A 12,619-nucleotide genomic window follows, 5' to 3' on the forward strand; every position below is an offset into this window, starting at 1 on the left:
TCCGCTTATAAAACAGATGCACGCTATTTACACAGCCAAAACGTGCTCAAACAATCTGATTCCTACGTTTAAAAAAATAAGGGCTATTATGGCAAACCACCATAATAACCCTTATTCCCTTAATCCTCGGAATCACCCGATTGTTTTCGCACTCTACGCTTTCTTCCTTCTTCTCTCCTTACCCACAAACGACACGGCCTTAAAACTTCTAATCGAAGTAACCTTTATCTTCCCTGGATAAGTGAGCTCATCCTGAATCTGATCCTTCACATCATTCGTCAACAACTTCAACTTCCTGTCATCAACCTGTTGCGGATCCACCATAATTCTAATTTCACGACCAGCCTGGATAGCGTAACTCTCCTTAACTCCATCCTTTTGGCTAGCAATATGTTCAAGACTTCGTAATCGGTTAATGTATTCTTCAACCGATTCACTTCTTGCCCCTGGTCGACCACCAGAAATCGAATCTCCAGCTGCCACCAGATTTGCAATTGGGGTCGTTACCTCAACGTCACCATGGTGAGAGGCAATTGCGTTGATAACCCGCTCGTCTTCGCCAAACGTTTCGGCAATCTTAACCCCCAACTCAACGTGAGTACCGTCAACATCGTGGTCAATTGCCTTACCAACATCATGTAAGAGTCCGGCACGTCTAGCGATTCGAACATCAAAGCCAAGCTCAGATGCCAATAGACCAGCAATTTGGGCCACTTCGATCGAATGGTTCAACACGTTTTGACCATAACTTGTTCGGTACTTTAACCGACCAATAATCTTCATTAAATCTGGATGAACAAATCCAATGTGCAAACTAGTAACGGTATCTTCACCAACTTTTCTAATGTCGGTCATAATATCATTGGTAGCCATATTGATCTGCTGTTCAATCGTCTGCGCATTAACTTGTCGTAATACCATCAAATTATTGATAGTATTTCTAGCAATTTCCCGTCGTACGGGGTCAGACGTTGCAATGTGCATCAATTTATTATCATCAGGATCAAAAATCAAATCCACTCCGGCCAGTGACTCAATGTACCGCAAATTAATGTTATCCTTACCCACCAGCTTTTGTTTGGAGCCGTTATCGTTAAACTGAATAGAATGTTCCGTGTGCTCACGTGGGTAATCTTGGGTTCCTCGTTGAATGGAATCTTCAGCCAAAATTCTAGCGATTTTTGGTGCCTCAACTTCTGATTCATCATTAAGATACCGGATTTCAACATCCCGTTCTTTCTTCAGATCATCTGCCAAGTTAGATAGAATTTCATCTTTAGCGTTATCCCACGTCATATTCGCTCGATCCTGTAAATTCGATAATCTTTGTTGCTGAAGTTCTTGCTCCTTATCATGAAGCTTTGCAATTTCAGCCTTTTCTTCATCGAGTTCAACTCGTCGTTCAGCTAACCGGGTATGAGTCTGATCAAGTCGCTGTTGAGTAGAATCATTGGCTCGCTGACGCTGTGCAATTCTTGACTCTCTGGTCCGATTATCAGCTTCATAGCTCGCCAATTCTTCTTCATTTGATTCACGGTATTCATCCACCCGCTGTTTTCCAGACTGAATGACTTTATCATGCTTATCCGCTGCCTCAACCTTAGCATCAGCTATAATTTGGGAAGCCTTTTGGTATGCCTCCTGGATTTCTTGTTCATGCTTTTTCTTTTGCAAATAAAAGCCAGTACCACCACCGATTATCGCGGCAAGTACTATCATTAAAATTAAAATCCCGGTTACCTCCCTTCGTAAAAAAACTAACCACTAGTATTATAACAACTTACGCAACCTTTTTCCTGCTAATGAACATACTTAGCCAAGAAATTCTTTACCTTTCTCGTATATTCCTTTGGGTGCTTCTGGAATGACTGGGCGTGAGCAGCTCCCTTTGAGAGCCACAACTCCTTTGGCCCCTTTGTTGCATCATAAAGTGAGTAAACCATCTTTGTTGGCACAAACTTATCCTTACTGCCGTGAATAAACAACATTGGTTTATGATTTTTCTTTAACTGGTTGATTGAGCTTGCTTCCTTAAAGTTGTAGCCATCCTTGACCTGAGTAATCATACTTACAATTGGAACTAATGGCCACCGTGGCATATTGTACAATTCCTTTGCCTGGTACGAAATTTCAGCATCAGCGTTAGTATAACCACAGTCCTCAACAAACGCCTTAACCTGATCAGGCAGTCCCTTGACGCCACTAGTCATCATTGTGGTGGCTCCACCCATGCTAACTCCGAAGACAACAATTTCTGAATTCTGACCATTTTTCTCAATTACTTGGTTGATCCATTTCTTGTAGTCTAATCGTTCTGGCCAACCAAAACCAATGTAATTCCCCTGGCTCTTGCCGTGGCCCCGAGCGTCTGGGAGTAACACGTTATAGCCAAGATTATGAAACATGTAAGCGTATGAAAACATCTTATCCTTATTGCTCATAAAACCATGAGCAATTAGCACCGTTTTATTGGTCTTCTTATCAGCTGCAATATAATTTGCATCTAGCTTTAAATCCTTACCAGCAGAAATCTCCGTCCATTTTTGCTTATCAGCATTCTTGTACCACTGTTCAGCAGGGTACAACGGACTACTCTTTTTAATTGGTTTATCTTTCGATAAAAACGTCTTGGGAGCTGGCACTACCGCGACTTGGTAGAAATACATTCCCGCTCCAAACAAACCAATCGCGGCTAATCCAATGATTGAGCCGCCGACTGCTAACATTACCTTGGTCTTTTTCTTCATCTTATTTCATTCCTCAGTCATTAAGTTACTTGGATAATGATAACACATCAGCCCATTAACCAAATCATTAATTTTTTTGGGTGCGATTTTGAAGTATAATATAACTAATAAGGTAGGTGGTTATATGTTTTCAGAACGACTTCGAGCACTAAGAACTGGTCAGCATCTAACGTTAGAGGGACTAGCAGATGGGCTCAACAAAATGTTTCCAACGGATGAAAGTCATAAAAATACATCACCACAAATCGGTAACTGGGAGCGCGGAGTTAGAACGCCATCGTACGTTGAAGTCCAAAAACTAGCCCAGTTTTTTGATGTGACCATGGACTACATCACCGGCTTATCCGACAACACTTCTTACGACTTAGGTAAGCTGTTCATCTCAGACAAAAACCTCAAGTTTAACGGTCAAGACATTAGCTCAGCAGACCGTTACGAGATCTATCAATTGATATCCGGTTACCTGCATGGCAAGGAAAATCGCGGTACCAGCAATACCTTGAACGGAATGCAAGAACAATTGGACTTAAATATTTCTGACGATTAATGGGTGGATTATGATTTCAAACAAGAAGAAAAAGCAATTATTGAAGAAAAAGCGCGCAACAGCTCCTAAACAGGAATCCGGCTACATTGCCAAACTGCAAAACTACCGAGAATTGTTTAACGACTATCCTGACGTTAAGTTTCTAATCAATAACGTCATCGAAGCTGATCACTTAGTCGGAGCTGGACTCCTTCCCCAAGAGCTACCACAGCTAATCTTGCCGAATGATATTCAGGACCGAATCTTTAAAGATATTGACGCTAAATTTGATAAAGGGGATCCTAAGGGTGATAAACTTTGGAACCAGTTCTCTGACGCCCTTCCTGATTTAGATAAAATGCTACGCTCATTTAGAGACTACTTGGAAGAAACTTACGGTATGTGGGCATATATCTCAGCGCCGTTTGTTAAGAGTCTAGCGGAATTTATCGGCGATAACTCGGTCTTAGAAATCATGGCTGGTAATGGCTATATCTCAAAGGGACTTAAGGGACTAGGAGTCAATGTTTACCCAACCGATAACCTGGCATGGACATCAGAAAATCAAACTGGCAAGCACCAAACCATTCCTGTAGAAAAGCTGGATGCTCTCGCTGCCATCGACAAGTATCAAAGTCAGGTCAACTATATTATTATGAGCTGGTCCCCCGATAAAGATCCAATCGACTATCAGGTTCTCCAGGCAATTAGAAAAGCCGACAACGACCAGCTAAAGCTGATTGTCATCGGCGAGAAGAATGGTGCTACTAACTCCAAAAAATTCTGGGAGGCAGCGAACTACACTGATTCAGCTGAAATTGCCAAAATCAATGACCACCACAAACCATTCGATTTAATTAAAGATCAGGTCTACCTAGTTCACTAAGTTTAGGTAGCGGTAATTTTTTTATCAAACTTTTCCTAACTGGGGCGGTGCTTTCAAGTGAGAGCAGGGCCTTTTTTTGTTTTTCCCCACCGCGATAGCCTCCAAGACTACCATCTTCTCTAACTACCCGATGGCAAGGAATAACGATTAGCAGCGGATTGAGAGCAACTGCGTGGCCAACAGCTCTGCTGGCCTTTGGTTTACTTATTTCATCAGCAATTTCCGAGTACGTTTTCGTTTTACCATATGGAATATTGGTTAATTCTTGCCATACTTCGCGCTGAAAGTCAGTCCCGCCTACATAATCATAGTCGATTGGAAGGTCAAAGCGCTTTGACTTGCCTTCAAAATAGTCTTTGAATTGATCAACGTATTCATCAGTTTTATCGCTATCGTTAAGAAATTCTGATGTAAATTTGGCGTTTGGATAAAAGTCAAAAAATTCTGATAGGGGTTTATCAGGGCTACCAACGAAGTTAAGCCCCTTATCAGTGATAGTGAAAAAGAACGGGGTATTGTTATACTCCACGCTGTCCCAATAAATTTTCTGCATTAAAATCTCTCCAAACTGTATTGATAAGACTATTCTAACATGAAACCGCTATCCATAAATAATGTCAGCGGACTTTGCAGGCTTACAAACATGATTTACAAAGTTGAACCCCAGCTAGTCTTTAGCCTGCGCCCTTGTCTCATAGTAATTGATACTCTTGTTTCTCGTTATCTTCTTACCATATGCCACCTGAAGCTGACTCTTGTCACTACTTTTCTTCACTCGGTAATACGTTCCCAAGCCAGACTTCTGATCACTATCTTTGATTTCATACCAACCATGCTTTTTCTTACTTGCATTGACCACATCCGGTCCCTGCTTATGATACTTGGATCCGTAGTAGTTAACGTAGAGAACTTTATGTTTTGAAAACGTCACCTTTGAATAATGACCGTTCCCTAAGTATTGGTACCAGCTACCCCTAATCGTCTTGGGAATTGCAGTGGCCTTAGCGCTGACGTGCTGGCCTGTACTTACCATCAGTAAGAAGCCACTAAGGACGGTGATTACTGTAATTCCGACAATGTTGATAATTTTCTTCATTAAATAACCTCTTTTTATGCAGATATTCCTATTATCGGTGGATAACTGAAATAATCAAGCGGTTTGGGCAAAAAGTCATAGTTTTTTCATTTTTGAAACCAAAGTGCCTTAATTGAAATAATTGGCTAAACCGTTGGAATAAAAAGGTTTCCAAGTGTTGCGGCCATCATTGCTTTGATTGAATGCATCCGATTTTCAGCCTCATCAAATTGCCGACCGTATTTGCTGGTAAACACCTCATCAGTAACTTCCATCTCGGTCAGACCATACTTCTGTTCAATTTCCTTCCCATACTCCGTTTCAGTGTTATGAAAGGCTGGTAAGCAGTGCATGAAAATTAGTTCATCGTCAGGCGTTCCGGTTTTCTTTAATGCTGCCATATTAACTTGGTATGGATGTAACAATTTAATTCGTTCAGCCCAGTTGTCCTCACCCATTGAAACCCACACATCGGTGCAGACAATATTTGATCCTTTGAGCCCCTCATCCAGGTCGTCCGTAATTAGCAGTTTGGCACCGGACTTGGCAGCTGCTTCGTTAGCGATATCCTGGATTTCCTGAGCTGGGAACAGACTCTTTGGTGATACGATGTGAACATTCAAACCAACAATCGCTCCCGCAACCAAGTAGGAGTTAGCCATATTATTTCGACCATCACCCATGTATGTAAGCGTAATGCCTTGCAGCTTACCAAAGTTCTCTTTGATAGTCATAAAGTCAGCTAACATTTGGGTTGGATGCCATTCGTCAGTCAAACCATTCCAGACTGGAACGCCACTTTCCTTGGCAAGGATTTCAACATCACTCTGTTTGAACCCTCTAAATTCAATTCCGTCATACATCCGGCCTAATACCTTGGCTGTATCAGCGGTACTTTCCTTTTTGCCAAATTGAATGTCACCTTTACCTAAGTACTCAGGGTGAGCCCCCAAATCAATTGCGGCGGTGGTAAACGCTGACCGAGTTCTGGTCGACGATTTTTCAAAGATCAACGCTAGGTTCTTCCCCTCTAGATAATGGTGGGGAATCCCTGCTTTCTTCAATGCCTTTAGGTGTAGCCCGAAATCAACCAAGTATTCTAACTCGGCTCCAGTAAAGTCTTTTTCCGCAAGAACGCTTCTCCCTTGAAACACGCTTTTTTGAATGTTGTTTGTCATAATTGGCACCCTTTCTGGTTGTTAATCTATATTTTCACGATAAATTGGGCAGGACATGCACCGAGGTCCACCCCTGCCTCGAGATAACTCCCCCGATGGAATTTCTAAAACCTCAACGCCGTGTTTCCTAAGGAGTTCGTTTGATACCACGTTACGATCGTAGGTAACCACCTTTCCAGGGGCAATCGCCAGCGTATTGGAGCCATCGTTCCACTGCTCACGGCTAGCCGCAATGGGGTCAGCATTTCCTGTTGGAATCAAATCAATCTCACTTTCACCAAGTACGCGTTTTAGACTTGCCTGTAAGTCTGTCTGGTGGTCAATCCTAAGTTGACCTTCGCTACCTGGCTGAACAATATAACAATCGATTTTCGAATCAGTTCCCATAATTCCTGGATAAACCGTGAACTGGTCATGATTGATCATTGTAAACACCGTATCAAGGTGCATCATTGCGTGATTGTGAGGAATGCGAACGGCTAGCACCGTATCGAACTGAGTCTTGGTAAATAATTGCTTTGCTAATTCATCAATTGCTTTAGCTTCCGTCCGCTCTGATAGGCCAACAGCAACCACGTGACTATTTAAAACTAACTCATCCCCACCCTCAAGATTAAATAAGCTGTCCCGGGTTCGCCAAAACGAAACCGAATTATTCGCAAATAATGGGTGATGCCGGTAAATCAGTTCATAAATTAAAGTCTCTCGTTTACGAGCTTGGAAGGTCATACTGCTGATGCTCACACCGTTGCCAATACAGGCTGATGGGTCACGCGTAAAGTATAGATTTGGCATTGGTTCCAGATAGAATAACGAGTTGCCATCAGCTACCAAGTTTGCTAAACCATCCCCCTTAATTTTTATATCATCCTTCTTCAGTCCCACCAGAGCGGTGTTGACCAGTTTTTCAGTCGCCAAGCTTGCCAGATACTCGGTCAACCCATCATGAATTTGACCAGACGGGTATCCCGATTCAGATACGATTTGGTTAATGAAGCTTGTTTTCCCTTGCTCATCAAGGTTAGCCACGGCCTGAACCGCCATTGTCCTTAGCTCAAGAACATTGACCCCTTGGCTTGTTAGCGTATTGGTGAAAGCATCATGCTCCCGCTGAGCCTCTTTCAAATACGGAATATCGTCAAACAAAAAGTTGGTCATCGTTGTCGGCGTCATATTTTCAAGCTCAGCCCCTGGTCGTTTGACCATTACCGTCTTTAATTTGCCAATCTCTGAATACACATTGATTGCTGATGCCATTTTTTACCCTCCTGATTCCAAAAGAAGTCCCAGCGATAAGAAGAATCTTAACACTAGGACTTCACTTTTTAATTTGGTCGCACTGAGTCCAGTAACTGATCTGGATTAGCGTATTGTTTAAACATTTCAGACACTTTTTGGGCAGCTTCTTTATCTGGGCTAAAAATAACAATCGTATCGTACCCAGCAATCGTTCCAGCCACGTTTGTCATCTTAAGATCATCGATTACTGCAGTCAGTGGATTGGCATAACTTGCAAGCGTATGCACAACATTGACAAACTCAATTTGCTTTACTTCAGTCACCGAACTATAAATCATCCGGCTCAACCGCTCCATCTCATTTTGGTTCCCAGATTTAAAAATCATGTAACGGGTCTTACCAGAACTATCGGGTTGCTTAACGATTTGCATCTCCCGAATATCCCGAGACAAAGTTGCCTGAGTCACTTTGATGCCCACTTCGTTAAGTTTGTTCATCAACTCATCCTGCGTGGTGACAGTTGTCTGATTGATAATTTGTTCAATTTTCGCCTGGCGAACGTCCTTCTTCATCATGGGCCTCCATCTAACAATTAACCATGTGGCGGTTATGCGTTTTGCCTTATTGCTAAAATAATACCGCAAAAGCCCAAATCGTTCCAGCTAATTTCTAATCAGTATTTAATTTCCTGCTTTGGTTCTTCCTTAGTGATATTGTAGTCAGAACCAGCCAGTTTCATCTTCGTTCCCTTACCACTCAAAAGTTCAACGATAATTTCGTGCTCATAAATCGTGAATCGGTATTCACTATCGTAAAGGTGGAACCGGAATTGAAGACTGTTCCACTGTTCAGGCAAACGAGGATTGACCGTAAAGTACTCGGCGTTATTAACGACCCCCGCAAAACCATAGAAAATCCCTTCCCATGCGGCTCCCAAACTACCAGCGTGAATTCCGTTTGCAGTGTTGTGGTGTGAGTTTTGAAGATCGGTTTGAACCGCCTGTGAGAAGAACCGGTACGCCTCAGCATCCTTATGAATTCGAGTGGCCGCAATTGCAAACATTGCCTTAGATAAGGAGGAGTCGTGAGTCGTGATTGGTTCATAGAACTCGTAGTTAGACTTCAACTGTTCAAAATCAAAGCCTTGTGGGAATAAGATATCGGACATGATAACATCGGCCTGCTTATTAACCTGAGTCCGATAAAGCATTAATGGGTGGAAATGAAGCAGCATTGGAAATTTGCTGGTATCCACGTTTTTAAGGTTAACTTCCGCCATTTGATTAAAGTTTTGATACTGGAGCTTAATATTCTTTTCCTTATCAAACGGCAGGTACATATCATTAGCAGCCTGAGTCATTTTATCGATTTCTTCAGCGGAAAGATTGAGTTTTCTAGACAACTCAGTGTTTTCAAACCGCTCTGCATACTTCGCCACCATTCGTAAATTGAACTTCGCCATGTGGTTGGTGAAATAGTTATTATCAACAACCGCACTATATTCATCCGGTCCCGTGACTCGATCAATCACAAATCGCCGTTTGCCCTCAATATCAGCATAATTACCGTACTCCATGAAGAACCGAGCCGTTTCAACAATAATTTCGTACCCATAATTGGACAGGAATTCATCATCGCCAGTCACTTCATAGTACTGTTCAATTGCAAACGCAATGTCAGCGTTAATATGAACTTGAGCTAAGCCAGCTGGCCAGTACGCACTTGCGTCATAACCATTGATTGTTTGCCATGCAAACCAGGCTCCCTTTTTAAGGCCTAACTGAGTTGCTTGTTTCAACGCGATATCCAAAGTGTGATAACGATAGATAAGCATCTTTTTGGCTAGCTCCGGTTGGGTATAGGTGAAAAACGGGAGCATGAAGATTTCGGTATCCCAGAAGTAATGACCACCATAGCCATTTCCCGTTAGTCCCTTAGCTGGAATCGTCGTCATCTCATTACGTCCTGCTGATTGATTTAGCGAGAACAAATTGAAACGAATACACAGTTGAACCTCTGGATCGCCACCAATTTTAACGTCACTGTGGAGCCAGAATGTCTGCCAGACTTGGGCAGAAGCCATTAACTCAGAATCAAAATTAGTGTCACGGACCTTCTCGTTAAGTGCGGACAAATACTGATCAGCGTACATCCGTGCGTTAACTAATGGGTGAATATCACCAATTGAGAATAAAAACTCAAATTCCTTTTGAGTCCCCTTCTTAGCAAAGTACTTAGTTCGGTAGCCCCAATGGTTGGTGTCATCTTTAAAATAATCCATTTGTTCAGACGCCTGAAAAGTCAGAATCAATCCTTGCTGACTCTTATAAGTTGTAATCAAATAACTAGGCTGGCCATTGTCATCAATAAAATCAAGTTGCATATTCCCCTTAACGTCATCGACCCTGACGTCATTTGCCACTTGGTTAGTTGCCTGATTGACATAATCATGAACCTTAATAATTTCAACGTTGTCATCAAAGTTAACGGGCACGATCCCGTACCGAATGCCGTACACATTTAGCTCTTGGAGACTGGCAAAGCTTTGAACTATCAAGTTAAAAATTTTGCCTTCAGGGGTAGTAACCGCAAATATTTCGTGAAGCATTCCAGTCTGCATATCCAAGTTCTTATCAACAGTTTCCACATCAAAAGAGTCAACCGCTGAATCTTCATCCCCAACGATGATTCTAATAAACCGTGGGTCAAATAACCGGTTGATCACTTGATTGTTCTCAGGATAATTGGGGTACTTCTCACCATACTTATATGGGTAATAATCATAAAAACCGTTAACAAACAATCCTGGGGTACCAACATAGTTGGGATTATTCCCCTGGAGTGGGTTTGAATCACGGACCCCAATATGACCATTACCAACACTGTAAATCGTCTCTAAGAATAAAGGCTCTTTAGATTGCAATTTTTGTAAATGAATTTGAAATTCTGGATTTTGCTCAATTCGCATATCGTTACTCCCATGAATTCATTTTATGTAGCTTTTTAATCGTATCAAAAAAAGCAATCCTAATAGATTGCTTTACTTTATTATATATTAATTTTAAACGATTGTTTACCAGCTTGCCTTTTTAACGCCTGGAAGTTGGCCTTTGTGGGCAAGTTGTCTGAAGTTAAGACGTGACATGTGGAATTTACGCATGTATCCGCGAGGACGACCATCAAGCTCGTCACGACGGTGAATTCTTGTAGGAGAAGCATTCCGAGGGAGCTTGCTTAAAGCTGCGTAGTCACCCTTCTTCTTTAATTCGCGTCGCAAATCAGCGTACTTAGCAACTGTGCGTTCAATCTTTAATTCTTTTTGGATCTTTGATGTCTTTGCGATTGGGATTACCTCTTTCTTAAATAGTATTCATTACCATTTAATATACTACAATGAATTTCTTTGTCAATCATTCTGATACGTATAATTAAATTGTTTAAAATATATGTGCATAGCCTTTACTAATTTTTCATCTGTGAGTATAATTGTACTTGTTTTTCACTTGATACTCCTAGATTTATTATAAGCGTTTCACATGCTTATTAAAAGAAAGTACCGTATAATATTCATACAAGTTTATGCATATTATGCTTAACGCCTAAAACCACAAAGAAGAACATCCCTTGAAGGAGAATTATCAATGAACAGTAAATTACTTTCATTTCTAGAAGAAATAAAAGCACAGGGAAACATGTCAAAGGCCGCTCAGTCTTTGTTTGTGACCCAACCATATATTAGTCGGGTAATCAAGAACGCTGAGGACAACTTCGGGGTGAAGTTGATTGATCGTTCAAGTCATCCGATTCAACTAACCTATGCAGGTGAACGCCTATTATCATTCTTGCGAGAAGAGGACCAACTCCGGGCAACTCTTGACCGCGAAATGACCCACCTGTCACAGTTCAAGTACGGTCATTTAACGATTGCGTCAAACGAAGCCGTATCTAACGATATCTACAAACCAGTACTAGTTAAGTTTTATAAAAAATATCCAAAGGTTCATGCCCAGATATTATCAGTTCCTAGCAGAGATGCTGAGAAGCGCTTGATGTCTGGATCGCTTGACTTTTTTGTTGGGCAACCATTGTCTAACCCTAAAATCCAGTATATGCCAATTGCAAAAATCCCATTGATTCTTGTAATTCCTAACAATTCAAAGCTGTACCAGGAAGGAAAGCTGTTCGTTGATTACGCCGACCTTGATATGTCCAAACTATCAGGGGAATCATTTGTCAGCATTCCGCACGAAAACAACTACCACCGCCTAGTAGCAAGCTATCTTTCTAGCATCGGAGTTAGCGTTGAGTTTAGCATTGAGGTTCCTGATGTTGGCCTAGCGTCAGAGCTAGCTGTCAACCATGTGGGCGCTTCGATCATTCCAGAATCATATTTGGATGCAAGTGAACTCACTGACTCAAACAATGGTGGCATTAACATTGCCAAGATTCCAACGAGTGATTTGGTGGCTGACTTCGGGATCTCGTTTATTAAGGCGAAGAAGACGGCTGAACCGGTGGAAGATTTGGTCAACATCATTACTGAAGTGGTAAAGGAAAATACGCCGAAGAGATAGGGAGCGAACCAGAAATCTTTGATTTCGTTTGTGAGCCCCCACAAGGATGACACTTACTGACGAACACGTAGTGGAGTCAGTCGTGACAGCTACTGTGTGTGGCCACTCTATCCAAATAATTGATAATATTAATAGTAAAAGTCGTTATGAGTGCTCTTTCTCATGACGGCTTTTATTTGTATAGACGGAGAGAGCTGAAATTCAGAACACGTTTTGGGAGTGCGCCAGAAATCCTTTATTTCGTTTGCGAGCCCCCACAAGGATGACACTTACTGACGAACACGTAGTGGAGTCAGTCGTGACAGCTACTGTGTGTGGCCACTCTATCCAAATAATTGATAATATTAATAGTAAAAGTCGTTATGAGTGCTCTTTCTCATGACGGCTTTTATTT

12 protein-coding genes are annotated in these 12,619 nt (G+C 41.8%); 3 read left to right on the plus strand and 9 right to left on the minus strand.

The window, feature by feature from the left end:
* Window positions 1–153: 153 nt before the first annotated feature.
* Window positions 154–1,719, minus strand: coding sequence for a ribonuclease Y (gene rny, locus QOW94_RS06440; protein WP_283679454.1), 1,566 nt, complete (start codon window positions 1,717–1,719; stop codon window positions 154–156).
* 80 nt (window positions 1,720–1,799) lie between these two features.
* On the minus strand, window positions 1,800–2,747 hold the full coding sequence (locus tag QOW94_RS06445) for an alpha/beta hydrolase (protein ID WP_283679455.1): 948 nt from the start codon (window positions 2,745–2,747) through the stop codon (window positions 1,800–1,802).
* 124 nt (window positions 2,748–2,871) lie between these two features.
* On the opposite strand from QOW94_RS06445, the gene QOW94_RS06450 reads away from it, so the two are divergent.
* A complete protein-coding gene (locus tag QOW94_RS06450; protein ID WP_283679473.1) occupies window positions 2,872–3,294 on the plus strand; it encodes a helix-turn-helix domain-containing protein in 423 nt (140 codons plus the stop codon).
* A gap of 10 nt (window positions 3,295–3,304) precedes the next feature.
* On the plus strand, window positions 3,305–4,159 hold the full coding sequence (locus tag QOW94_RS06455; protein WP_283679457.1) for an SAM-dependent methyltransferase: 855 nt from the start codon (window positions 3,305–3,307) through the stop codon (window positions 4,157–4,159).
* On the opposite strand, the gene QOW94_RS06460 is transcribed toward QOW94_RS06455, so the two are convergent.
* The 7 genes from QOW94_RS06460 to rpsN all read right to left on the minus strand — a co-directional run bounded on the left by QOW94_RS06460 (window position 4,131) and on the right by rpsN (window position 10,994).
* Window positions 4,131–4,712 (minus strand): methylated-DNA--[protein]-cysteine S-methyltransferase, encoded by a 582-nt coding sequence (locus tag QOW94_RS06460; protein ID WP_283679458.1) that lies wholly within the window; start codon window positions 4,710–4,712, stop codon window positions 4,131–4,133. The two genes, QOW94_RS06455 and QOW94_RS06460, sit on opposite strands and share 29 nt — an antisense overlap.
* A 114-nt stretch (window positions 4,713–4,826) precedes the next feature.
* Window positions 4,827–5,255, minus strand: a complete 429-nt coding sequence (locus QOW94_RS06465) for a hypothetical protein (RefSeq protein ID WP_283679460.1) — start codon at window positions 5,253–5,255, stop codon at window positions 4,827–4,829.
* A 125-nt stretch (window positions 5,256–5,380) separates the two neighbouring features.
* Window positions 5,381–6,412 (minus strand): ornithine carbamoyltransferase, encoded by a 1,032-nt coding sequence (argF, locus tag QOW94_RS06470; protein ID WP_283679462.1) that lies wholly within the window; start codon window positions 6,410–6,412, stop codon window positions 5,381–5,383.
* Between the two features lie 21 nt (window positions 6,413–6,433).
* The gene (gene arcA, locus QOW94_RS06475) at window positions 6,434–7,669 is read right to left on the minus strand and encodes an arginine deiminase (protein WP_283679465.1); all 1,236 of its coding nucleotides are present in this window, start codon (window positions 7,667–7,669) and stop codon (window positions 6,434–6,436) included.
* A gap of 68 nt (window positions 7,670–7,737) precedes the next feature.
* Complete coding sequence (locus QOW94_RS06480) at window positions 7,738–8,223, minus strand: arginine repressor (RefSeq protein ID WP_283679467.1); 486 nt, start codon at window positions 8,221–8,223, stop codon at window positions 7,738–7,740.
* A 101-nt stretch (window positions 8,224–8,324) separates the two neighbouring features.
* Window positions 8,325–10,619, minus strand: coding sequence for a glycoside hydrolase family 65 protein (locus QOW94_RS06485; RefSeq protein WP_283679469.1), 2,295 nt, complete (start codon window positions 10,617–10,619; stop codon window positions 8,325–8,327).
* Window positions 10,620–10,724: 105 nt separating this feature from the next.
* Complete coding sequence (rpsN, locus tag QOW94_RS06490) at window positions 10,725–10,994, minus strand: 30S ribosomal protein S14 (protein ID WP_283679474.1); 270 nt, start codon at window positions 10,992–10,994, stop codon at window positions 10,725–10,727.
* Window positions 10,995–11,292: 298 nt separating this feature from the next.
* Between rpsN and QOW94_RS06495 the strand changes: the two genes are divergently transcribed.
* On the plus strand, window positions 11,293–12,225 hold the full coding sequence (locus QOW94_RS06495; RefSeq protein ID WP_283679471.1) for a LysR family transcriptional regulator: 933 nt from the start codon (window positions 11,293–11,295) through the stop codon (window positions 12,223–12,225).
* The last annotated feature ends 394 nt before the right edge of the window (window positions 12,226–12,619 follow it).

The sequence above is a fragment of the Lentilactobacillus sp. Marseille-Q4993 genome (genome assembly GCF_951230165.1).
In the GTDB taxonomy this organism is placed as follows: domain Bacteria; phylum Bacillota; class Bacilli; order Lactobacillales; family Lactobacillaceae; genus Lentilactobacillus.

Coding starts and splice junctions, on each gene's coding strand:
- rny (WP_283679454.1), bottom strand. CDS start 1,719: ATGATAGTACTTGCCGCGATAATCGGTGGTGGTACTGGCTTTTATTTG.
- QOW94_RS06445 (WP_283679455.1), bottom strand. CDS start 2,747: ATGAAGAAAAAGACCAAGGTAATGTTAGCAGTCGGCGGCTCAATCATT.
- QOW94_RS06450 (WP_283679473.1), top strand. CDS start 2,872: ATGTTTTCAGAACGACTTCGAGCACTAAGAACTGGTCAGCATCTAACG.
- QOW94_RS06455 (WP_283679457.1), top strand. CDS start 3,305: ATGATTTCAAACAAGAAGAAAAAGCAATTATTGAAGAAAAAGCGCGCA.
- QOW94_RS06460 (WP_283679458.1), bottom strand. CDS start 4,712: ATGCAGAAAATTTATTGGGACAGCGTGGAGTATAACAATACCCCGTTC.
- QOW94_RS06465 (WP_283679460.1), bottom strand. CDS start 5,255: ATGAAGAAAATTATCAACATTGTCGGAATTACAGTAATCACCGTCCTT.
- argF (WP_283679462.1), bottom strand. CDS start 6,412: ATGACAAACAACATTCAAAAAAGCGTGTTTCAAGGGAGAAGCGTTCTT.
- arcA (WP_283679465.1), bottom strand. CDS start 7,669: ATGGCATCAGCAATCAATGTGTATTCAGAGATTGGCAAATTAAAGACG.
- QOW94_RS06480 (WP_283679467.1), bottom strand. CDS start 8,223: ATGAAGAAGGACGTTCGCCAGGCGAAAATTGAACAAATTATCAATCAG.
- QOW94_RS06485 (WP_283679469.1), bottom strand. CDS start 10,619: ATGCGAATTGAGCAAAATCCAGAATTTCAAATTCATTTACAAAAATTG.
- QOW94_RS06495 (WP_283679471.1), top strand. CDS start 11,293: ATGAACAGTAAATTACTTTCATTTCTAGAAGAAATAAAAGCACAGGGA.